The organism is Microcoleus vaginatus FACHB-2002, from assembly GCF_040004035.1.
Taxonomy (GTDB): domain Bacteria; phylum Cyanobacteriota; class Cyanobacteriia; order Cyanobacteriales; family Microcoleaceae; genus Microcoleus; species Microcoleus vaginatus_C.
The window spans coordinates 164,181-188,323 of the sequence record NZ_JAMPLN010000008.1; the positions used below are offsets into that span (position 1 = coordinate 164,181).

A 24,143-nucleotide genomic window follows, 5' to 3' on the forward strand; every position below is an offset into this window, starting at 1 on the left:
AGGGGTGTAGCTGATGAGGCAGAGGTGCAGCGGCAGGTAGGGGTAGCGTCAAGGACGATCAACCCACTATAAATATGAACAATAGATATATAGGAGTAAGGCCAACAAATCCTTTGAGTGGCCATCTGGGGTAAGGTGCGCCATCAGCACTCAGCCCGCTCATGAGTGGTGAAGAATACCCCTAAAGGCTTGAAATGTCATAGGGGGCGATCGGTAATATATACTTGGATGCGGACCTGCTAACCTGAAATTTTTAATTTTAGATATCAAAGAACTGACTGATGGATTTAGACCAACAGATTCAAGCATTGATCGAAAAAGCTCCGCCCGACGGTTCGACGCCACAAATCTTAAAGGCGATCGCCCCGGCCCTGGTGTTAATTGCCCAACAGCTACAGCACCTCGAATACTCGATCCTGCAAACGGTAGACCAAAGTTGGGCGATCGTGGTTTTGAGCAATCTCAAGCAACCGGGACGGGAGAAGAGGGTGATTTATGCTTGGAATAGTCTTAAAGATGCGTCGCAGGCTGCGGCGGCTGGGGGCGATCGCCTCAGACCGGTGCTTTTGCCTGTCACTCACATTTTATTTCAGATGATAGCTCTGGAAGGTCTTGACAGCATTGTTTTTTTTGAAAGTCCCGGCAATCAGGAAGTCGGGACGGAAATCCCTCGCGAGCAAGTACAGAGTTTAATTAACGTTTACTTGCAACAGTATCGATCGGCTCCACCGCCCGATATTGCCTAAACCATTCAAGTTTCTATTAATTGGTAACAGGGCATTAGGCATTGGGAATTACCCATTACCAATTCCCCATTACCAATAAAGTGTAACTTTTTAACCTCTAATAAAGTCTACTCAAAACGTATTCAGCCAAATCAATCAAAGCTTGACGGGACTCTGAATGGGGCAGCGCAGCTAAGTATTCGACGGCTTTCTGCGCGTGATTTGTGGCTAGTTGTCGCGATCGCTCTATGCCTTTAGAATCTTCTACCAGTGCCAGGGCCTGCTCTAGATCTCCTTCTTGGGCAAATTCGCGTTCTATGAGAACTTCCAAGTAAGGCTTTTCTTCTAGGGCAAATAGTGCTGGTGCTGTCAGATTACCGCTTCTGAGATCCGAGCCTGCAGGTTTCCCCAAAGTTTCCGTTGAAGCGGTGAAATCTAATATATCATCTACTATTTGGAATGCCAAACCAATGTTCCGACCGTAGTTGTACAAATCGTCTGCTATTTCCGCTGAAACCTCGCTCAAACAGCCCGCTGCTTTGGAACTGTTGGCAATTAAAGACGCTGTTTTGTAATAACTTTTTTCGAGGTACGCTTCGATCGACAAGCTAGTGTCAAATCCATTGAGTCCCTGTTGAATTTCCCCCTCAGCTAAATCCATAATCACTTCTGAAAGCAGTTTGACTACTGGCAGGTTGTCGAGATTGGCCAAATGCCAGGAAGATTGAGCAAACAGAAAATCTCCCGCCAATACTGCCACTCGGTTGTTAAACCGACTGTGAACCGTCGGCACTCCCCGCCGCAGATCCGACTCGTCCACCACATCGTCGTGCACGAGACTAGCTGTGTGGATCATTTCCGTGATTTCAGCGAGGCGGCGGTGTTTTTCCGTGATTTCCCGATCGGGCATAGTCGCCTTGGCCATCAACAGAACGATTGCGGGTCTCACTCGTTTTCCCTTTGTGCCGAATAAGTATTCTGCAGCCGCGTACAAGATGGGATGACGGGCACCCACTAACTGTTTTAAGTTTTCTGTCAACAGTCGCAGGTCTTCTTCAACCGAGGAAAATAGGAGAGTGCTAGAGATCATGGATACGCCGACTCAAGCCGTAAAGTAACAAAATTTTACATATCATATCTTTATTTTAAGGTAATTCTCTGCAATAGAAAAGAAAAATCTAGGTGATCGGCAGTTATTTGTCATCTACCACCCGATGGTAGTCACCCGTCTGCCAGAGGCGAGTCGCCGGCTGTCAGAGGGGTTGCCCCTATTGTATCGAATTGTTAAGGACACTGCCAAAAAATCTCTAAATCCCAGAAACCCTGTGTTATTATGGGTATTAAGGATTTAAACAATTCTATACATTAAGTACAGCCAGACTGGCAGGTAGCTTTTAGGTGCCTGTAAAAGTTTCGTAGAGCCAGCCTTGTTAGTCGATCGCAGCCAAAATTTCTGGTACAGATTTTTAGTTCCTCGCGGCTAAAAGTTATCAGAAGTTAAGATTAGCGCATCTTATGTGCACGGTAGCTCAAAGCAGCTAAAGTGGATGGTTTTAGGCTGTTTAAGCATCTGTAAAGCAGTAAATCATTATTGATGACCGGGAACGCCTAAATGTTCCCGCAGGCTTGATATGGAAAAACAGCCTTCAGAACCAAGGCATGGTCTTGCGTGCTGACTTAATGTAGTAGGTCTTGAACTTGTCCTGCTCCTCCTCGTCCTTGACTTTTGGTTCTAATTATGATTTATCGCGATATTCCTCTAATTATTCCCATTCTGGCCGCCGGCTATGTAATGACTATTTATGTACTGCTGATGTTGGCCCAACGCAGCGCTAAAATCACTCGATTGGGCGAGTAGTGCACTGCTGGGCAGCCGAAGTCGGCAGCAGCGCCGTCGCTTCACCCTTGAGAATTCGGAATACTCAATAATAACCCTGCCTTGAATGCTTGCGCGCAAAGGCAGGGTTATTATTTACAATTGCGGACACCATGATTTTCTTGGCTGCTAGTTACTGCAACACGTAGCTACAGTTATCGATGTTCAATGCCCACAGCCTCTGAGCCAGGATATTATATTTAGTAGCAGCTTGTATCGCTCACAGCAAGTTTCATCTCAGGGAAACCCGGCCAATGTTCCGAGAAAGCTATTAAAGTGCTCTCAAAAATGCTGAGCTGGAAGTTGTCGGTTATTGTGCCAAAAATCGCAATATTCCTATTTTTTAGGGCAAGAACTTACAGAAATAAAACGCGAATTTTCTGAATCTAGTAACCTGCTTGCTCAACAGAAGGAATCCATAAACTTGCACTGCAACCCAATATTTCATCAAAGGGTGCTTAAATGGCTGATTCAGGCAGATAGTCTCTGGCATTTATTCACAGCTTCCCAAGAAGAGAATTTGCTAGAGAGAGCCACAAAAATAATTTTTAATTTTCAAGAAACTTCTCGCTCTAACTGTAGACAAAAAATAATTGCTTATATTAATGGTCGATTAAAACTCTATGAATTTTTGATTAAAATAGCTAAATTACAGAGTATAATTTGTCAGAAATTCTCAATCTCCACAGCCTAAATTGTTGTCTGAGCCAGACGAACTCAAACAAGTTCCTATAAATATGATGCACAATGGTTGACAAGCGATAAAGAATTGCCGAGTTTTAAAAGTAGAGGTGAGAGCAGAAAATCAGAGCCAGTTCGTCAGTGGCAACTGAATTACCTGGGAATTTTACCACGAATATTTGATCGGTTCTTTACCACAAAACCCGCCGACGAAGGCAGCGGGTGGGGACGGGAGATTTTTTTAAAAAAGTGTGGAAAAACATTCGGGTAAAATAGAAGTAACATCAGTTATCGCTCAAAGGACGTGTATGGTGTTAATTCCGATCGCCCTTTAGCGCGAGCGCACTAAAAATCATACCAATGCGCGACTAAAAATGCAACTTTAGACCGATGTCAAACCTGGATTGCGGTTAGCGTACCGCGACTGTAAAATCTGAAATCTAAAATGGTATTAAGTGCCGGTTCCGCCTGCATCTATCCCCCTTGATTTGCCCATGTCAACAACAGTTTCTGATACCCAAAGATTGCTAGAACAGGCGATCGACCCCAAACCGCCGGTGCTACCTCCAGACACACCCTTGAAAGTCGCAATTGCTGCCATGACTGAGGCGAGTGCCAGTTGTATTTTAATCGCGTTTGAGCAGCAATTGCTCGGAATTTTTACAGAGCGCGATGTTGTGAAAATAACGGCTAGCGAAATACCGCTAGCAGGGGTAGCAATTTCTGAGGTGATGACTGAAAACCCGCTCGCCATTTCCCTCGATCAAGCGGGGAATATCTTCAAGGTATTGAGCATATTGCGATCGAAAAGAATCCGTCATTTACCCCTCCTAGACGAAGGTGGCAACTTGCTAGGCGCTATCACCTGCGAAAGCATCCGTCAAATCCTCAAACCGGCAGACTTGCTGAAAATGTGGCGCGCCGAAGAAATTATGACTACACAATTAATAGTTACCTCAAGCAGCGCCTCAGTTTTAGAAGTCGCAAAACAGATGAGAACCCAGCGGAAAAGCTGCATAGTCATTTGCACTGACAGCGATAACAAAAATCAGAAACCTGTGGGCATAATTACAGAACGCGACATTGTTAAATTCCAAGCTTCTGGACTAGATTTCGCACGTACTCCCGTCACCGCCGCCATGAGTTTCCCGCTGATACAGTTGCAGGTAAAAGCCACCTTGTGGCAGGCTCACCAGTTAATGCAGCAGCACGGCATCCGGCGCTTGGTGGTGGTGGACGAAGAAGGATATTTAGCCGGAATTGTGACTGAAATTAGCCTGCTGCAGGCCTTAGATCCGGTAGAAATGCACGCAAATGTCGAGCTTTTGCAGGAAACAGTTGCCGACAAAATTCAGGAGTTGAACAAAATGAACGAAGAATTGCAAAAAGAAGCATTGCGGAGAACAGAAGTCGAGGAAAGATTGCGAATTTTAAATGATAATTTGGAAGAACAAATCAAACAGCGAACTTTAGAATTAATTAATGCCAACAGTCAGTTAAAAAAGGAAATACAAGACCGCACCACCGCTGAAGCTGAAGTTCGCCGCCTCAACACCGAACTCGAACAGCGAGTTCTAGACCGCACGGTTCAACTAGCAGCCAGTAACGAAGAATTGCAGCAACAAATTAGCAGTAGAAAATTGCTAGAAGAAAAATTGCACTTTTCTGAAAGGAAAGTCCGCGCCGTTTTTGAAGCGATGACCGACATCGTTCTCGTGCTAGACAGTCAGCGGAACATAGAAGTTTTGCCAACGAATGTGGCAGCGGCTTCTGAGCCTGATTGTGATATAGTCAGCTTGACTATAGAACATTTTTTTGAGGATAACAACCCGGATGATTGGTGGCTGTTAGTTCAGCAAGTGTTAGAAACACAACAAACTCTCAATTTTGACTACAGCTTAACAGTTTGTGCTCGCGAAATTTGGTTTTCCGCTTGCATTTCTCTGTTCTCAAAAGATGCAGTCATTTGGGTAGCCCGCAACATCAACGCCCGCAAAATAGCCGAGTCAGCGCTGTGCCAAAAAAATGCAGAATTATCTCATGCTTTAGAAGAACTGAAGCGGACTCAAAAAGAACTCATTCAATCAGAAAAAATGGCAGCCCTCGGACAGTTAATTGCCGGAGTTGCTCATGAAATCAATTCTCCTTTAGGGGCGATTCGCTCTTCTGTGCAGAACATTGCCGACTTCTGGACCGAACAATTGCAGCAGTTGCCGATATTTTTTCAACAACTATCCCCGGAACGGCGACAGGATTTCTTTGCTTTGCTACACAAGTCCAGTCAAGAAACAGATACATTATCTAGTAAAGAAAAACGTCAGTTAAAGAAACTTTTGCAGGGGCAATTAGAATCAGAAAACATTGACGACGCCGCCAGTCTTGCCTGTACTTTATTAGATATCGGCATCGGCAATAATGTAGAACCTTTTTTACCTTTGTTGAAAGACAGCCAAAGTCGAAATATTGTACAAACTGCCTACCAATTTGCTACGGTACAAAAAAGCACTAAAAATATTGCTACTGCTACAGATAGGGCAGCAAAAATCGTTTTTGCTTTGAAAAGCTACTCTCGTTACGACCAGTCAGGTTCCAAAGTAATCGCTAATATTACCGAGGGTATTGATACTGTTTTAACGCTTTACCACTACCAAATCAAACACGGTGTGGAAGTAGTCAGAAACTATGGTACTAATTTGCCTCCTGTGCTATGCTATCCTGATGAACTCAATCAAGTTTGGACAAATTTGGTTCACAATGCTTTACAAGCGATGGGCAACAAAGGAGTGTTAAAAATTGATGTCAAACACCAAGCGGACGTAATATCAGTCAGTATTACCGACAGTGGCCCCGGCATTCCCCCAGAAATTATGCCGAGAATTTTTGAGCCGTTTTTCACAACTAAACCTCCAGGGGAAGGCAGTGGTTTGGGATTAGATATAGTTCAAAAAATTCTCGAAAAACACCAAGGTGAACTGCAAGTAGAAAGCGTGCCTGGTCAAACAAAATTTACTATATCCTTGCCTCTAGAAATTCCTTGATAGCAATTTAAGAAAGAGGGGAAAGCCCAAGTTTTAAAAATTAATAGAAGTAAAGTTTTATGCCTAAACCAGTAATTCTGTGCGTTGACGATGAAGTTGTGGTATTAAATAGTTTAAAAATTCAACTTAAAAAAGAATTTGGGGATGCTTACCTCTATGAAGTAGCAGAAAATGCAGATGAAGCTCTGGAAATTATGGATGAAATTCAAGAAGAAGAGGAAAGTGATATTTTGGTCATAGTATCTGACTGGTTAATGCCAGGGATTAAAGGAGATGAATTTTTAATTCGGGTTCACCAAAAATATCCTAAAATTGTGAAAGTCATGCTGACCGGACAAGCCGACGAAGTAGCAATAGCACGGGTGAAAGAGCAAGCAAACTTGCACCGCTGTTTGTACAAGCCGTGGGATCGTAAAGAATTAGTAGAAACTATAAAATCGGGTTTGGCAAAAAATGAACAATAAACCTGTGATTATTTGTGTGGATGATGAACCGATAATTCTTGAAAGTTTGAAAATTGAGTTAAAAAAAACCCTGGGGGAAGAACACTTATTAGAAACCGCTGAAGGCGGCGAAGATGCTTTAGAGTTAATTGAGGAATTGCTGGCAGAGGGCTGCGAAATCGTAGCAGTGATTTCCGACTATCTGATGCCGAATATCAAAGGGGACGAATTGCTGAAGCAGATTCACAGAATGTCGCCAAAAACTATCAAAATTATGCTGACGGGACAAGCAGACCTAGAAGCAGTGGCGAATACTATTAAATATGCTAAATTGTACCGCTACATATCGAAGCCTTGGCAGTCCGAAGATTTGAAGTTGACGGTAAAAGAAGCGATCAACAGTTATTTTAGGGAGAAGCAATTAGCGGAAAAAAATGCTCAACTCCAAAAGCTGAATCAAGAATTGGAAACTTTAGTTGAGAAGCGGACTGCACAACTGCGCTTGTCTGAGGAAAAGTTTGCTAAAGCTTTTCGTTCTTCTCCCAACGCGATTGCTATTACTAGACTTAATGACGGTCGTTATTTAGAAATTAATGAGGCTTTTTGCCAGACAATCGGTTATTCAGCCGCAGAAATCCTCGATCGCACGGCGCTTGATTTGAATCTTTGGGAAAATATACAAGCCCGCACCGAGTTGTTTAAAATGTTAGATGAAAAACAAATTATTCTCAACTACGAATTTGATTTTCGCACTAAAACCGGGGAACTCAGAACCGGGCTGCTGTCAGCAGAAATCATTGACATTCATGGCGAAACTTGCGTGATTTCTGTGATTCAAGATATTAGCGATCGCAAATTAGCCGAAGAAAAACTCCGAGCTGTAGCGGCTTCTTTAGCAGCAGCCCAAAGAATCGCCCGTGTCGGTAATTGGGAATGCGATTTCTCTGCCAACACAACTACTTGGTCGGAAGAGTTATCTCGGATTTTTGGGCTCGATCCAACCCAACCTGCGCCAACACTAACTGAGTTTTCGCAATACGTGCATCCGGACGATCGACAAAAGTGGCAAACAACGATCGACACTGCTATTGCTAGCGGGCAATCTTACAGTTTGGAATATCGAATTCTGCGACCGGAAGCGAAAATTGCTGCCGATAATTCCCCGTCCCAAATAAGTGAAGCAGGCTTCATCCGCTACATCGAAGCCAGAGGAGAAGTAGTTGTCAACCAACAAGGTAAAGTGACAAAACTATTTACAACTTTGATGGACATTACTCCACGCAAGCTGGCAGAAATAGGCCTTGCAGAGAACGAAGAAAAATACCGTCATTTAGTTGAAACTTCCCAAGATATTATCTGGTCTTGCAATGCTGAAGGACACATTACTTTTGTGAACCAAGCAGTTAAACAAATCTACGGTTATGAGCCTGAAGAAATGCTAGGATGTACTTTTAGCGATTTCTTGGCCCCAGGAGAAATAGACTGGAAATGGGAACTTCAGCAGCGCTTGCTGACGGGAAAAACTGTGTTTCAGTACGAAAATATAGTATTAGGAAAAGACGGCAGGAAGATTGATGTAAATACCAAGGCGATCGCGCGCATGGACGCTGAAGGAAACATCATCGGCACCACAGGCACTGCTAGCGATATTACCGAACGCAAACAAGCTGAAATAGTCCTGCAAAAAGCCAAAGAAGAAGCCGACAGAGCGAACAGGGCAAAAAGCGAATTTCTCTCGAATATGAGCCACGAATTGCGAACTCCCCTCAACGCAATTCTCGGTTTCAGCCAACTGCTAGCCCGCGACCCAGACCTCGGTGCCGACCAACAGCAATACTTAGGAATTATTACCCAGAGCGGAGAACATTTACTCGTTCTGATCAACAATATTCTGCAAATGTCAAAAATTGAAGTCGGGCTGGTGACACTTAATAACAGCACCTTCGACTTGCACAAAATGCTAAAAAATACTGAAAATATGCTGAAACTGCAAGCCGAAAAAAAAGGGTTGCAGTTAATTTTTGATTGCCCCCCCGATCTACCTCAATATATAGAAAGTGACGAAAGCAAGTTGCGACAAGTATTGATAAATGTCGTCGGCAATGCTATTAAATTTACTGCGGAAGGGGGTGTTAATTTGAGACTCAAACATGAGCTGATAAAAAATAAAAATAACCCTGAGATTTCGCCAAGTTATAATTGCTATTTGCTATTTGAAGTGGAAGACACAGGATTAGGAATTTCTGCGGAAGAAATGGAGGATTTGTTTAAACCTTTCGCGCAAACAGAAAGCGGGAAAAAAGCTCAAGAAGGAACCGGTTTAGGCTTGCCCATCAGCAAGCAGTTCGTTCAGTTAATGGGAGGGAAGATGACGGTAACAAGCACCCTCGGCCGCGGCAGTATTTTTAGATTTGATGTTAAAGTTTCGCTCCCTAATGCAGTGGAAATTCAGGTAGCTCAAACAGCTCGCCGAGTGGTGGGTCTCGAACCCGGACAGCCAGAATACCGGATTTTAGCTGTTGACGATCGCCTCGAAAGCCGCTTGCTGTTGGTCAGAATGCTGACATCCCTTGGCTTTGCGGTGCGGGACGCTGAAAATGGCGTTCAAGCTGTGGAAATGTGGTCGAGTTGGGAACCTCATTTGATTTGGATGGATATGCGGATGCCGGTGATGGACGGTTACGAAGCTACTAAACAGATTAAAGCGCATTTGAAAGGTCAAGCAACGGTGATTATTGCTCTGACTGCAAGTGCTTTTGATGAGGAGCGATCGCTGATTTTGTCTGCTGGTTGCGATGATTTTGTAGCGAAGCCTTTTCGGGAGCAAGTGATTCTGGAAAAGATGGCTAAGTATCTGGGAGTTCGCTATGTTTATGATCGAGAAGCTTCGCTAAGTTCTGATGCTGCGGTGTCCGCCGAGGTTTCCACGGCAACTGAAACGGCTGATTTGGCTTTTACGCTCAATACTTCATTTTTGGAAGGTATGCCTGCTGAATGGGTTGATAAATTGTATTCTGCGGCGGATGCGGTTGATAACGAGGAGATTTTTCGGCTGTTGTCGATTCCTCCTATTAATGCGAGTTTCCGCAGCGCGATCGCCGATTTGGCGAATAACTTCCGATGTGATCGGATTATTGATTTGATTGAGGAGTTTAGAAATTGTTGAAGGATGAAAAAAGAAAGGATAGGGGCAGGTTCAGGATTATGGATGATGTAGGTCGCTCGCCTATTTGTAAACTCGCCTGCGGGCGATCGGCTAATTTACTTGTAGCCAAGCTCCACACCCTGGTAATCATCAGTCATTTTCAATTATTTAATCTCAAATCTCATATCTCAAATTTTCACTAGGATAAGTTCTGTAAATATAAAAGGAGTTCATTGAGGAGAAAGTGCTATAATTAGCATTTAACCAGTTTTCATAATTTCAACAATTCTTAAATTAACAAAAAATAGCGATCAATGACCCAAAATCAAATAGAAGAAAATAAAGGCAACATATTAATTGTTGACGATACTCCAGAAAATTTGCAAGTTTTATCAGCAACGCTGGCCGATCGGGGCTACAAAGTCCGCGGCGTAATTAACGGAAAAATGGCAATCAGAGCCGCGCGCTCTGGTTCTCCCGATTTAATTTTGCTCGACATCAAAATGCCGGAAATGGACGGCTACGAAGTCTGCACACAGCTCAAGGAAGATCCTAAGACATCAGAAATTCCCGTTATTTTTATCAGCGCTTTAGATGAAGTATTGGACAAAGTAACCGCCTTTCAAGTTGGAGGAGTAGATTATGTCACAAAACCGTTTCATGTAGCAGAAGTTTTAGCGCGAATCGAGCACCAACTGACTATCCAGAGACTGAAAAAACAATTGCTCAATCGCAATAAAGAACTGCAAGAAGAAATAATAGAACGCAAAAAAGCCGAAGAAGCAGCGGCCGCTGCATCGCTCGCAAAAAGTCAATTCGTTGCCAACATGAGCCACGAATTGCGGACTCCCCTGAACGCCATCCTGGGTTTTACCCAAGTCATGAGTCGCGACTCTTTGCTCAGCCACGAAAATCTCGAAAATCTCCGAATTATTAACCGCAGCGGTCAACATTTGCTGGAACTAATTAACGATGTTTTAGACTTGTCGAAAATAGAAGCAGGAATAATTGGCTTAGATGAACGCAGCTTTGACCTTTATCAACTCCTCGACACTCTCGAAGAAATGTTTCAAATTAAAGCTGAAACAAAAAAAATGCAACTGAGATTTTTCGTCCAGGCAAATGTTCCCCAATATATAAAAACTGACGAAAATAAGCTGCGCGTCTGCTTAATTAACCTGCTGGGAAATGCCATGAAATTTACTCCCGACGGGGGCCGTATTTGGCTGCGCGTGAGCGTGGAAAGCAACCAGCCACCACCTGCAGAATCGGCAAGTCATCCTAACTCTACCTCAGTCGAACCGTTGTTAATTTTGTTTGAAGTTGAAGACACGGGAATTGGCATAGCAACAGCAGAAATTGATACTTTATTTGATGCTTTCGTGCAAACACAAGCGGGGAGAAAAGCGGCTGATGGTACGGGCTTGGGTTTGACAATTACTAAAAAATACGTGCAAATAATGGGTGGGGATATTTGGGTAAAAAGTGTTTTAGGTGAGGGAACCAGTTTTAAATTTAATATCAGAGTATTTGCCGCTATTTCGTCTGAAATAACAGTGGCGACATTGCAGCGGGTGATCGGACTAGAAGCAGATCAACCGGTTTATCGGATTTTAGCAGTTGACGATAATCAAGAAAATCGGCTGCTGCTGGTTAAAATGTTGCAACCAATTGGTTTTGAAGTCCGAGAAGCGGAAAATGGCTACCAAGCGGTTGAACTTTGGGAAAGTTGGCAGCCTCATTTAATTTGGCTGGATACGCGAATGCCAGTAATGGACGGTTTTGAAGCTGTCCGACAAATTAGAGCTAAAGAGAAACAAACTCAGTGGCGAACTGTAATTATTGCTCTGACTGCTAGCACTTTTGAGGAAAAAAAAGGCGAAATTATCACCGCAGGTTGCGACGATTTTGTGCGGAAACCTTTTCAAGAACAAATGCTCTTTGATAAGATGGCTTGCTACTTGGGAGTCCGCTATCTTTATCAAGAGTTGCCCCGGCTCCCAGTCGGGGCTTTACGGCGTTATTGTGTGAACGAAAAACCCGATTCATTTTTCGGAGCGCTACTGGCTCAGATGCCTCAAAGCTGGGTGCGGGAACTCTACGACGCAGCTAATGATGTTAATGAAGAGCTGGCGATTCAACTTGTCGATCGCATCTGGGAAAGTCATCCAACTTTAGCTGAGGCTTTAAAAGATTTGCTTGCCGATTACCGACTCGACAAGATAATGGATTTAACTCAATCGAGTTTAAAATAAATGGATAATAGCGAAATTAAAGTATTGGTTGTTGATGACCAACCAAGCAATCTGCGGTTCTTATCCAAACTGCTAACATCCCAGGGGTATCAAGTTTACCGAGCTATTTGCGGTCAACTGGCGTTGAATGTTGCGCTCAGCCATTGCCCGGATTTAATTTTACTCGACATTAGAATGCCGGAAATGAACGGTTATGAAGTTTGTCGGAGACTGAAAGCGACACCTGAAACCGAACAAATTCCGGTGATATTTTTAAGCGTATTAGATGAAATGAACGATAAGTTACAAGCTTTTAGAGTAGGAGGCGCTGACTATATTACTAAACCATTTCAAGTAGAAGAAGTTTTAGCGCGCATCGACAAGCAAGTCCGCTTGCAAAAACTTCAACAGCAATTAAAAGAACAAAATTATCAACTGCAACAGTCACAGTCGCTGCTTTCTAGCATATTAAATAGTTCATTAGACTGTGTGGTGGCTTATTCTGCTGTCCGCAACAGTGAGGGAAATATTGTAGATTTCCAGTGGCTCTTGATCAACCCTGCCGCTGAAAAATTTTATGGTCTGCTATTAAATGACATAGTTGGCAAGAATTTGTTAGCCAAAGTTTCCAAAGTTAGCAATAACGGGTTATTTGATTTGTATGTTTCTGTAGTAGAAACAGGAGAAACTGTAGACCAAGAATTTTATTACGAACAGGAGCGAGATACTATTGTTTGGCTGCACATTGTGGCTGTGAAATTAAACGATGGTCTGGCAGTAACATTTCGTAACATTACCGAGCGCAAACGAGCAGAAATTGCCCTACGAGACAGCGAAGAACGCTTCCGCGCGATATTCGAGCAAGCGGCAGTCGGCATAGCTAAAACCGCGCTTTGCGGTAAATTTATACGGGTAAATCCCGGCTTTTGTCAAATTGTCCGCTATGCACAATCCGAATTATTACAGCAAAATTGGGAGGCAATTACTCACCCAGATGACAGAGAAGCTGACAGAGAATACCTGCGCTCACTGTTATCCGGGAAGATTCAAACTTTTTCTGTGGAAAAGCGTTTGCTATGCAAAGATGAGGAAGTCCGCTGGGCAAATGTTACTGTTTCGGCAATGCGCGATGTCAAGGGGACGCTGCAGTATTTGATTTGTGCGATCGAGGATATTTCCGAACGCAAACTGGTACAAGAATTGCTGCAAGCGAGTTTAGACACTCAAACCCGCTACGCTCAAGAATTAACTCGTTCTAATGCCGAACTAGAACAGTTTGCTTACGTCGCTTCTCACGATTTGCAAGCGCCTTTGAGCACGATTGCCGGCTACGCTCAACTCTTAGAAAAACGCTTTCCCAACCAACTTGATGCCCAAGGGAATAAATTTATCCGCAATATTGTTAATTCTTGCGAGCGGATGCAGGCGCTAATTGATGACTTGCTGGAGTATTCGCGGGTCGGTCGCAGTCAGAAACCTTTTGAGATGATAGATTGCAATCGGGTTTTTGAGGATGCTTGTGCTAATTTGCATTTGGCCATCCGCGAGAATCAAGCTTCAGTTACTAGGGGGAACTTGCCAAGGGTAAAAGGTGACAGTTTTCAACTGCTGCAACTGTTTCAAAATTTAATTGGTAACGCCATTAAGTACCGCAGCAGTGAAGCGCCAGTGGTGCAGGTGGACGCTTTGCGTCAGGGGGATAGCTGGGTGTTTTCAGTGCAGGATAATGGTATTGGGATTGCCTCACAGTACCATCCGCGAATTTTTCAGATTTTTCAGCGCTTGCACACCCAAAAACAGTATTCGGGAACTGGTATCGGTTTAGCTATTTGTCAAAGAATTGTCGATCGGCACGGCGGCAGCATTTGGGTAGAATCAGAACCCAATCGAGGCTCGACTTTTTATTTTTCTATTCCTATATCAAAGTGAAGTCAGCAGTCCGCCTGAAGCATTCACCACTCCTTTACTTAAGCTTTTAATATCTTTATCTTTTCTTTACAAAAAGGCTGATAAAGTGTAGCATATTCACTGATGACATCGAGCTAAAAATCTATCAATATAAATCTATTAGCTCTATCCTTATACAACTTATACATCAGCGGTGCGCGCAAGACTTGTTAATTTTTTTCGACTGTATCCAGAGCATCTTGCTTTGGGATGCAATAGTTTCCCTAGTAGTTCGTGGAGAAGGATTTGTGATGTGTTTGCTGTTTGTCGGTTCTCGGACAGACTGCCAAGTGAAACAAGCATGATTCGCAAACCTTTGCAAATTGAGAAAAACGGTAAATTGCTGCAACACAATGTCAGTGTTCTTAGCCAGATTTACCGGATGATGGTAAGAGATGCTTTGCAGCTACTCCGACACGGCTCAAAGTCGCGCAACCTCACAAAAGACGTTCGTAGTGAGGCAAAGCGGTGAATTATAAAAAGAAAAAATTTACTCTTTTAATAGCAAACGATGACGAGGATACGCGCTTTTTGATGGAGGAAGCACTGCGAGAAGTTCGGTTAGCAATTACGAGCGAATTTGTGGAAAATGGAGAACAAGTGCTAGACTACTTGTACCGTCGTGGTCAATATCTTGGTAGCAGCAATTGGCACCAGCCAGACTTGATACTTTTGGATCTGAATATGCCGAGGCTGGACGGACGAGAAACATTAACTTTGATCAGAGCGGACCCCCATTTGCAACAAATTCCGGTTGTAATGCTCACAACTTCCCACCGCAGAGGAGATATCTTGCTTTGCTACCGCTTGGGAGCCAATTCTTTCATATCCAAACCAGTCACTTTTGAAGGATTGCTTGAAGTAATGAAGACTTTATGTGAGTATTGGTTTGAAATCGTTTCACTCCCGCCGGATATGTAAACTTTAATTGAGCGTTAAATCGATAGTTTGAGTGTATAGTGAATTTGATAAGCCGAAATATTTGCCGATCGCAAGCAAGTATCGCTCTCAAAACAAAAAAGTTGCCTTCGACCCGCTCCGAACGCTATAGTTGTGTTAACACGTAACCACTGTCTGAAAATTTTGTTGGTTGAGGATGACCTCGGAGATCCGACAATGATCGAAGACCTTCTAGGGTCATTCAGCGAGTCTCTATTTCTTCTCCAAACTGTTAAGTCTCTGGAGATAGGAGTTGGGCGTCTGGAAGTAGACAAGTTTGACGCCGTACTATTAGATTTGTCAGTGTCAGATAGCTTGAGGGGAAGCGAGGCGATCGCAGTTTTGAAAGGGCGATGGCCCACATTGCCAATTGTGGTGCTGACAGATATCAGCGATGAAAATATAGCCCGGTCGGTATTGCGCTGGGGCGCTCAAGATTGTTTGGTAAAGGGAAGATTTCACAGAACTCTGCTGGTGCGGGCAATCCATTACGCGATCGAACGCCAGCAAATCGAAGAACAATTGCGGCAGCAGGCTCTTCGAGAGCGGCTGTTGGGCAAAATGATAGAACATATTCGATCGTCAATAGATCCGGCAAGCATTCTCCAAAGTACCGTTGCAGAAGTGCGCCAATTTCTCCAAACAGACCGCGTTTTAATTTATCGCTGTCAGGATTGGGTGTCTCAATTGGACGGGGAAGAGCAAAAAGGTGCGATCGTCGCCGGTGACGGTTTGCCAGAAGGTTATATTGAAAACCAAAATATTAGTGCTGCTTTAGCGGTGTCATGCTTTGTTTTAGTCGAATCCCAGTCGGTACAAGCAATAGCAGATGTCAACACTGCCCCCTTGGCTGGCAGTTGCAAAGAATTGCTGGCAGATTGTGAAATTGCAGCAGTTATCAGCGTGCCAATTTGGCAATCAGGCGACTGGGAAACGGCCAAAGAAACACAAGAAGCCACTGTTTGGGAAGTCGAGAAAAATCAAGATGCAGCAGAAAATTATATCTGGCAGCAGGCGAGTGGCAACCCGCAGGCGCAGGATAAAAATTTGCCGGATTCGATCGCAGAAAATGGCAATAGTTTGTGGGGAATGCTGACAGCCTACAATTGCAGCGGTGTCAGGGAATGGCAGCAGTGGGAAATAGATTTTTTACAGCACTTGGCAAATCAAGTGGCGATCGCGATCGAACAATCTCAACTTTACCGCAAGCTAGCAATAGCCAATCAAAAATTGCAGCAACTGGCAACTACTGACGGACTGACTGGCATTGCCAATCGCCGCCAGTTTGATCGGGTTTTGAACTTAGAGTGGCGCAGATTGGCAAGAGAGAAACTGTCGCTGTCTTTAATTATGTTGGACATCGACTTTTTTAAACTTTACAACGAGTTTTATGGACACCTCGGCGGGGACGATTGTTTGCGCCAAGTTGCCGGGGCGATCGCCATCGCCACCAAGCGGGCTGGGGATTTGACTGCCCGCTACGGTGGCGAAGAATTTGCCCTCGTGCTGCCCAACACTAGCGCTGAAGGGGCAAACGCTGTCGCCCGGAAAATTTGCGACGGCATCGCCAGCTTGAAACTGCCCCACGCGCGATCGTCGATCGGCCCCTACGTTACCCTCAGTTGCGGCATTGCGACAGCGATTCCTTCTGCCCAGGAATCTCCCCACACCCTAATTCGCAGCGCTGACAGCGCCCTTTTTCAAGCCAAAACCGAAGGCAAAAATCGCATTTGTCACGCCAGCAGTAACTCGGAATCTTCTCCGATTTTTATGTAATAATTCAAGGTAATTAGTAAATTATAATTAGTAATATCGTGTTTAATTTTTTACTCATAATTCATAACTCATAACTCATATTGTTGACCTTTGCATTGGAATAATAATTTTCCGATGGCAGTGCGAGCGGGATGCGATCGAGTGACCCGGAGCTAAGATAATGCTCTCTTGCAGGGTATAATTCCGATGTTACGGTATTTGATCTTACTGAGATGTTGCACCCTTCTCAATTACTTTTTTAGGAACAGGCTTTTCGGCCTGTGAAGCGAGAAAATTCACTCTTTGTGGAACAGGCCGGAAAGCCTGTTATTGAGAATGGTGCAAGATGTGATATATTACCCATTTACGCTTCCCAATTTCCAACTACCAATTGCTAATTTATTGCCCCAAATTTGAATTTCTACCTGTTAAATTCGGCCGCACTGGAATTTCAATCACAAACTCTGCTCCCTCGCCCGGTGTCGAAATACAGCTCAATCTGCCGCCGTGGCGATCGACGATAATTGAGTGAGAAATCGACAATCCCAAACCCGTACCCTTGCCCACAGGTTTAGTCGTGAAAAACGGGTCAAACAGCCTCGATCGCACGGACTCCGGTATCCCTCGCCCGTTGTCCGCAATCGATACTGCTACGAAGCCCGCACCAGCCTGATAACTGCGAATAGCGATCGTGCTTGGATGTCGATCGCACTCCTCGATCGAACGCTGCTTGTCCCGTTCTTCCAAAGCATCGATCGCATTAATTAAAATATTCATAAATACCTGATTCAACTCGCCAGGAAAACATTCAATTTGTGGCAAGAGTTGGTAATCTTTAACTATCTGAATTTCTCCATAACTGCTGTGAGATTTTAACCGATTTTGCAAAATCATCAAAGTGCTATCAATTCCCTCGTGAATGTTAACCAACTTCCCAGCGGACTCGTCCAATCGGGAAAAGTTACGCAACGATTTCACGATCTCGACAATTCGCTCGGTTCCTACTTGCATCGAATTAAACAATTTCGGGAAATCCTCAGCAATATAATCCAAGTCTATGTGATTAATTTTATCCAAGACTTGGGCTGGAGGATTAGGACAGTAATGCTGGTAAACTTTAATCAATTCCAGCAAATCTAAAGTGTAATTGCGAGCCGGATTGAGATTGCCGTGAATAAAGCTAACAGGGTTATTAATTTCGTGAGCAACACCAGCAACTAACTGACCCAAGCTCACCATTTTTTCATTTTGAACGAGCTGAGCTTGAGTCGTTCGGAGTTTGTTAATAGCTGCTTCTAACTCTAACGCTTTTGAACGTTCTCGCGCTTCCGATTCCTGCAAAGCTGACTCGGCTTGTTTGCGATCGGCAATTTCACTTTGTGCTTGCTCAAACAGCATTGATTGCTGGATTGCGATCGCCAACTGCACGCTAATTTGTTTGAGACACTCGACCTCAATTTCCAGCCAGTGACGGGGGCCCGCGCACTCGTGAGCAATCAATAGCCCCCACAACTTCTCGCCTTGCAAAACTGGCACTACCAAATTAGCTCGCACCTGAAATTGACTTAATAAATTAATGTAACACTCGGAAAGATCAGCTTGGTAAATATCATCGACAGCTAGAGGGCGACCGTTTTCGTAAGCAGAAGCCGAGCTGTCTTCCAAGCATGGATCTTTAATAGTTATTCCCTGAATAGGTAGCCAATTTTCGCCTACAGACTCGACAGTTATAAAACCGCTCCAATCGGGATTAAACTGATAAATCACTGTCCGGTCTGTTTGTAAAAATTGCCGTACTTCAGCAACAGTTTTTGTCAAAATTTCTTCTAAATTGAGAGAAGAGCGAATGCGTTCCAGCATTCCTACCACCAGGCGTTCTCGCTTTAATTGCTGGCGCAATATAGCCTCGGCAAGTTTGCGAGTGCTAATATCTTCAATCACACCAATTACATAGCTAGGTTCCCCAAACCCCTCCCGCACTAAAGATACAGTCATATTAGTCCAAACAAATGAACCATCTTTGCGAATAAAGCGTTTTTCAAGGGAATAATTAAAAATTTCCCCAGCTAACAGTCTGTCGCGCGACTCGACATCGGCTGCTACATCTTCGGGGTGAGAAATATCCCCAACATTTCGTGATTTCAGCTCAAATTCTGAGTATCCGACAATATTGCAAAACCCTTGATTTGCATTCAAGAATTGACCGTCTGGCCACACTTTAACAATGCCAATTGCCGCTTGTTCAAATACAGCGCGAAATCGCTGTTCGCTTTCTTGTAAAGCAATTTCTGCTTTTTTGCGATGGCTAATGTCCATTGCCGTGCCAAACAGCCGCACCACCTGATCCAACTCATTTTTAATAGCTTGTCCTTTACAGTTGACGTGCCTGATTTCTCCTGATGAAAAATAGATGCGGTGGTCGATATCGTAAGCTGTTCCTTCAGTCACTGCGTTTTGTACAACTTGTGAAAACCTTTCTTTGTCATCGGGATGAATTTGCTCTAAAAGTTCTTCCATTGTGGGCGGCCGATTCAATTCTCGCCCGTAAACTCGAAACAGTTCTTCCGACCAAGTAATAATTCCTGCCTCCATATCGAATTCCCAATTGCCGATGCGGGCTATTTTTTGCGCTGCTTGCAACTGTTCGGCAAGTTGTTGCAAAGATGCGATCAACTGAGTTTTTTCGGCTTCGGCTGCAACGCGGGCACTGATATCTTTGTGAGTGCCTGTTATCCGCAACGGCGCACCCCATTCGTCGTACTCGACTACCTTGCCCATCGCCAAAATCCACTGCCAATTGCCCGCTTTGTTGAGCATCCGAAATTCAAATTCATAGATATCAGTCTCACCTTCCAAATAAGCATTTAAACATTCCATTACCTTCACTCGGTCTTCGGGATGCACCAAACTTTCCCAACCTTTGAGGTTATTTTCAATTTCGGTTTCTGCATAGCCTAGCATTGATTTCCAATAAAAGTCGAAATAAGTTTCGCCAGTAGCTATATTCCAATCCCACAGCCCCAAAGAGCTGCCTGAAACCGCCAACTGCAATCGCTCTTGACTGAGTTTTAATGCCGATTCGGTGCGTTTTATTTCTGTGAGGTCGGCAATTATGGCTATCATTCCTATCGGTTGACTAGCGCTATCTTTAATGCAGTTAGCTCGCAAGAAAGTTTCTATAATATTGCCATTTTTACTCTTAATTTCAATTTCACTTTCCCAAGAAAAACCTTTCCGCAGCACCCTAAATAACTTTCTCAAATCTTGAGATTTGGGGTACATTACTGCTGGACCACCGGCATTATTTAGTTCTTCAACTGTATAGCCGTAGCGCTGAATAAATGCTTGATTGTGATAAACGGAATAACCGTCCAAATCTGCGATCGCGATCGCATCACTAGCGCTGTCTACAGCTTGAGTTACCAGGCACAGAGTCATTTCGGCTTGTTTGCGATCGGTAATATCAAAAATCGCTCTGTCGAGCCACAAAACAAGCCCTTCTAGATTGTAAGTTGGCCTACCTCTTTCCGACATCCACCGCACCGTCCCGTCATCGCGAACAATCCGGTATTCTAGATTGTACGGCTGTTTCGACTCTACTGCTGCGCTGATTTGTCGATCGACCATTTCCTTGTCTGCCTCGTGGACAATGCTGGCAAAACTCAAGCCGTTGTTGCCAATAAAATCCCCAGCAGGATACCCGCTAATGACCTCAATTTCATCACTAATAAATACCATCGTCCACTCAGCATCATACAAGCTGCGGCAGATAGCGCCGGGGATATTCTCAACGAGCGATCGAAATCTAGCTTCACTCTCCCGCAAAGCTGCCTCTGCCTGTTTTAAATCAGTAATATCCAGCACCATGCCTTCCCAAACTATATCCCCTTCCTGCCCTATTTCTGTGGGACAATCAACTCGTTCCGGTCTCGACGCACCGCCTTGCATCCACTTAAGTTTTCCTGACGGTACAATGGTGCGCCATTCCTGCTGCCATGGCTGCATATTTGCCACAGAAACAGCAATAGATTCTTCAAATTTTTGACGGTCATCTGGATGAATAAAATCAAAAAGTAATTGAGCATTCTGCTGAATAGTTTCTGGTTCCAATTCATATAAATCGCGGCTGCCAGACGAAATATAAGGAAAACTTTTTTTGCCGTCGGTTGAGAGACGAAATTGATAAATTATTCCCGGTAAATTGGCAGCAAGTTGCCGCAGTCTAGCTTCGCTTTCTTGCTGCGCTAATTGTTTGCGCCTATCCTCAGTGATATCTCGAATTATCCCGACGAGAATTTTACTGCCATCAGTATTTTCAAAGACAGTTTTTTTAGTAGACAGAATGTGCTTTGTACCGTTGACATCCGTAAATATTTCCTCACTCTCGTTTTCTTTCCCCGTCCTAAACACTTGTTGGTCAGTATGCCAAAAAATCTCAGCTTCTTGTTTTGGGAAAAAGTCATAATCCGATTTGCCCAGCAGTTCCTCGCGCTGCTTCCCGATCAGCTTGCAAAAAGCATCATTTAACAGTATCCAGCGGTGCTGTTCATCCTTGACAAAAAGTGGGTCGGCAACTGCATCGATTGTATAATTCAAAAACTTTTTACTAGCTTCTAGTTCGGAAAGTGCCAAAATCTTATCTGTAATATCATTGATAGTTCCTGTAGTCCCCTGCGCCTCGCCGTTACCGCCAAAAATAAAAAATTCTTGCACTTCTACCCACCGAATTTTTCCATTTTTGGTAACATATCGACTTTGGTAACAACAGGATATTTGTTGATTTGGTCTCCGACCTCTAAACGAATTTAAATATTGGTGTTGATCCTCAGAATGAATGTAACTCAAACAGGAAGTTCCTAAGCTTTCATCAACGGTAAATCCGGTAATTTCCGTCCAAGCCGGATTGAGAAAAGTCCAATTGCCAGCCGTATTTGTTTCAAAAACGACTTCTTTGATATTGCCAACAACCTGCTGGTATTTTTCTTGACTTTTTTGCCATTCTGCTTGCCGTTTCTGGCGGGCGATCGCGCACCTAAGCGTCCGCACCAGCAGCCGGCTGTCTACCTGTCTTTTCACCAGATAATCTTGGGCGCCGGCGGCAATTAACTCGACAGCCAGTTCTTCGTCATCGGCCGCTGTCAGAATGACGATCGGAGTATTTATACCGCAATCTTGAAGTCGGAAAAAAGTATTAAATTTTAGGCTGTCAGGAAGTGAAAGATCTAATAAAATTACATCAAAAATTTTGTCGCTTAAAATTTCTATAGCTTCCCGGAGGCGGACTACATTTGTGACATCAATTGATTGTCCTAGTTGGGAGTCAGACAGCAGTTCTTGAATAAGTTCTGCATCTTCGGCACAATCTTCTACTAAAAGAATTTTTAAACCAGGCGTTAAAGTTGACTCAAACACAGATGTCATACCATTTTATATTTTATATTTGAGATTGGAGATTTGGAATGACTGATGACTATCGCAGTTTGCTTCTTGCGTAGACTGGCATTTTTTTTTACTGCTATCCTTTTGCTATTTTTTAGTAATTATAAAATCTCAGCAGCGGATGCAGCTACCTAGCTGATGATTGCGGAACTTGAACCACACGCTTGAGAGTGGGCTGTGTGCTTGCAGACCCCGCAGATTTATTTATAGAATTGAGTTGTTCGCTGCAAGCTTTCCGCCTCGCCCCAAACCTAGTGGGCCAAAACTATCATACTCTTACCAATATTGCAACTCAACTCTATTTTAATTTACAACCTTTGGCAGGGGAATAGCAAGAGGCAAGTCAAAAGAGCGCGGAGTAATCAGAATTTCCATTGCTGATAGCCTTTGAAACTTTAGATTTTAAATAGCGATTTAAAGCTTGCCTAAAGTGGCATTATTTTTTCAAAATGGTATTACTACTAAGCTACGAGAATTACCGTTGATTTACAAAATACGAGCTGAGATTGTGTTCGGTTAATGACCCGCAATTAGCCCCTATTTGTATTGAGAAATGCAAGTCATCTCTTGATGACGAAGCAAGACTTGCATTGCTTACTACAAACCTAATTACAACTTAATTACGGTTGTCTACCCGGACACAATTTAATTCAGTTGAGTCGAGCAATTTTTTTGCGGTTTGGGCAGCACAACTGTAAACACGCTGCCTTGACCGACATTGCTGCTAATAGCAATCTCACCGTTAAAAGGTTTTAAAAGTTCAATACAAGTATAAAGTCCTAGGCCAGTGCCTGTCGGTTCCCCTTCGGTTTTTTCCTCGCCTTTAGGCGGCTTGGATGTGTAAAAAGGGTCAAAAAGTTTTGGCAAATCTTCAGATGATATGCCGCATCCCGTATCTGCAATATCCATGTATATGTTCGAGTCGTCTTGCCGAGTCACGATAGTTATTTCTCTGCTTTTCTTTTCCCACATAGCATCCATTGCATTATTAATTAAATTATAAAATACTTGAGAAATATAGGAATAAATTAAGGGAATACTAGCAATTTCTTCGTCATAAAAGTATTTTTTTCTAATCTTATTTTTAAAATACAGGTTGCCTTCCAATAGCTGAATTTCTCGCTGCACTAAATCATTGATATTCACCGGGTGCAAATCTTGCTTTTGCTCGTTTCGGCTTTTCATCATCAGAGTATCCATGATCTGATTGATTTTTGTGACAGCTTGAAAAATATACTTAGTATAATTAAACAGAGAGTCTTCTTGAATTTGTGTGGCTTTTGTTTCAATCAAATCGACGCTAGTCTGGATCACTTGCAGGGGACTTTTGAGGTTGTGAACCATGCCCTGAGTCAAACGTCCGATGATGGCTGTTTTTTCCTGGTTTATTAATTGCTTGGTTTTTTGTTCAACAAGTCTTTCCAGGTTTTGGTTGAGGTGGGCAAGTTCGAGGTTTTTTTCTTCGAGTTTTTTTTGCAAGCTGCGGATTGTCAAGTGGGTTTGAATCCGGCTCAAAACTTCTTCGTGCTGGAAAGGCTTAGTGATGTAGTCAACTGCTCCTGTCTGAAAGCCTTTTACTTTATCAGGCGTATCGGAAAGGGCGCTCATGAAGATGATGGGAATATCTTGCGTTGAAGGGTCTGCTTTCAAACGTCGGCAAGTTTCAAAACCGTCAATTCCTGGCATCATGATATCCAAAAGAATCAAGTCTGGATGGATGTAGTCAATTTGCTCGATCGCACTTTCGCCGTCTAGAGCCACTAATACTTTAAACCCGTAATTCCTTAACAACTCGAAAAGTACGTCAAGATTTGTTTGGTTGTCATCGACAATTAGTATGATGCTTCTTTCGGAATTCTTATCGTTCATATTCAAGGGAAACATTCAAATTTTTGATTTTTGAGTTGTGGGTTGTGACGTT

General features: G+C 43.5%; 13 protein-coding genes. 10 read left to right on the forward strand and 3 right to left on the reverse strand.

Features of this window, described 5'->3' with window-relative positions:
* Positions 1–281 precede the first annotated feature (281 nt).
* Complete coding sequence (locus tag NDI35_RS09965; protein ID WP_445312594.1) at positions 282–746, forward strand: hypothetical protein; 465 nt, start codon at positions 282–284, stop codon at positions 744–746.
* Positions 747–843: 97 nt separating this feature from the next.
* On the opposite strand, the gene sds is transcribed toward NDI35_RS09965, so the two are convergent.
* Positions 844–1,815 (reverse strand): solanesyl diphosphate synthase, encoded by a 972-nt coding sequence (gene sds, locus NDI35_RS09970; RefSeq protein ID WP_445312595.1) that lies wholly within the window; start codon positions 1,813–1,815, stop codon positions 844–846.
* Positions 1,816–3,776: 1,961 nt separating this feature from the next.
* On the opposite strand from sds, the gene NDI35_RS09975 reads away from it, so the two are divergent.
* The 8 genes from NDI35_RS09975 (at position 3,777) to NDI35_RS10010 (ending at position 16,804) form a co-directional block, all read left to right on the forward strand.
* Complete coding sequence (locus NDI35_RS09975; RefSeq protein WP_445312596.1) at positions 3,777–6,320, forward strand: CBS domain-containing protein; 2,544 nt, start codon at positions 3,777–3,779, stop codon at positions 6,318–6,320.
* A gap of 59 nt (positions 6,321–6,379) precedes the next feature.
* Positions 6,380–6,784 (forward strand): response regulator, encoded by a 405-nt coding sequence (locus NDI35_RS09980; protein ID WP_445312597.1) that lies wholly within the window; start codon positions 6,380–6,382, stop codon positions 6,782–6,784.
* Positions 6,774–9,929 (forward strand): PAS domain S-box protein, encoded by a 3,156-nt coding sequence (locus tag NDI35_RS09985; RefSeq protein WP_445312598.1) that lies wholly within the window; start codon positions 6,774–6,776, stop codon positions 9,927–9,929. The genes NDI35_RS09980 and NDI35_RS09985 overlap by 11 nt, the downstream gene beginning before the upstream one ends.
* Before the next feature lie 293 nt (positions 9,930–10,222).
* Positions 10,223–12,163: a response regulator gene (locus tag NDI35_RS09990; RefSeq protein ID WP_445312599.1), complete on the forward strand. Its 1,941-nt coding sequence runs from the start codon at positions 10,223–10,225 to the stop codon at positions 12,161–12,163.
* Complete coding sequence (locus tag NDI35_RS09995) at positions 12,164–14,071, forward strand: PAS domain S-box protein (RefSeq protein ID WP_445312600.1); 1,908 nt, start codon at positions 12,164–12,166, stop codon at positions 14,069–14,071.
* 319 nt (positions 14,072–14,390) lie between these two features.
* Entirely contained in the window at positions 14,391–14,561 is a 171-nt protein-coding gene (locus NDI35_RS10000; RefSeq protein ID WP_445312601.1) for a hypothetical protein, read from the forward strand.
* The gene (locus NDI35_RS10005) at positions 14,558–15,010 is read left to right on the forward strand and encodes a response regulator (RefSeq protein ID WP_445312602.1); all 453 of its coding nucleotides are present in this window, start codon (positions 14,558–14,560) and stop codon (positions 15,008–15,010) included. The genes NDI35_RS10000 and NDI35_RS10005 overlap by 4 nt, the downstream gene beginning before the upstream one ends.
* A 132-nt stretch (positions 15,011–15,142) precedes the next feature.
* Positions 15,143–16,804 carry a diguanylate cyclase domain-containing protein gene (locus NDI35_RS10010; protein ID WP_445312603.1) on the forward strand — a complete coding sequence of 554 codons (1,662 nt, stop codon included), beginning with the start codon at positions 15,143–15,145 and terminating at the stop codon, positions 16,802–16,804.
* Between the two features lie 378 nt (positions 16,805–17,182).
* On the opposite strand, the gene NDI35_RS10015 is transcribed toward NDI35_RS10010, so the two are convergent.
* Positions 17,183–22,204, reverse strand: a complete 5,022-nt coding sequence (locus tag NDI35_RS10015; RefSeq protein ID WP_445312604.1) for a PAS domain S-box protein — start codon at positions 22,202–22,204, stop codon at positions 17,183–17,185.
* A 197-nt stretch (positions 22,205–22,401) separates the two neighbouring features.
* On the opposite strand from NDI35_RS10015, the gene NDI35_RS10020 reads away from it, so the two are divergent.
* The gene (locus tag NDI35_RS10020; protein WP_445312605.1) at positions 22,402–22,554 is read left to right on the forward strand and encodes a hypothetical protein; all 153 of its coding nucleotides are present in this window, start codon (positions 22,402–22,404) and stop codon (positions 22,552–22,554) included.
* 313 nt (positions 22,555–22,867) lie between these two features.
* On the opposite strand, the gene NDI35_RS10025 is transcribed toward NDI35_RS10020, so the two are convergent.
* Positions 22,868–24,106, reverse strand: coding sequence for a hybrid sensor histidine kinase/response regulator (locus tag NDI35_RS10025; RefSeq protein ID WP_445312606.1), 1,239 nt, complete (start codon positions 24,104–24,106; stop codon positions 22,868–22,870).
* Positions 24,107–24,143: the final 37 nt, after the last annotated feature.

Coding starts and splice junctions, on each gene's coding strand:
- NDI35_RS09980 (WP_445312597.1), top strand. CDS start 6,380: ATGCCTAAACCAGTAATTCTGTGCGTTGACGATGAAGTTGTGGTATTA.
- NDI35_RS09965 (WP_445312594.1), top strand. CDS start 282: ATGGATTTAGACCAACAGATTCAAGCATTGATCGAAAAAGCTCCGCCC.
- NDI35_RS10025 (WP_445312606.1), bottom strand. CDS start 24,106: ATGTTTCCCTTGAATATGAACGATAAGAATTCCGAAAGAAGCATCATA.
- NDI35_RS09985 (WP_445312598.1), top strand. CDS start 6,774: ATGAACAATAAACCTGTGATTATTTGTGTGGATGATGAACCGATAATT.
- NDI35_RS09995 (WP_445312600.1), top strand. CDS start 12,164: ATGGATAATAGCGAAATTAAAGTATTGGTTGTTGATGACCAACCAAGC.
- NDI35_RS10015 (WP_445312604.1), bottom strand. CDS start 22,204: ATGACATCTGTGTTTGAGTCAACTTTAACGCCTGGTTTAAAAATTCTT.
- NDI35_RS09990 (WP_445312599.1), top strand. CDS start 10,223: ATGACCCAAAATCAAATAGAAGAAAATAAAGGCAACATATTAATTGTT.
- NDI35_RS09975 (WP_445312596.1), top strand. CDS start 3,777: ATGTCAACAACAGTTTCTGATACCCAAAGATTGCTAGAACAGGCGATC.
- sds (WP_445312595.1), bottom strand. CDS start 1,815: ATGATCTCTAGCACTCTCCTATTTTCCTCGGTTGAAGAAGACCTGCGA.
- NDI35_RS10000 (WP_445312601.1), top strand. CDS start 14,391: ATGATTCGCAAACCTTTGCAAATTGAGAAAAACGGTAAATTGCTGCAA.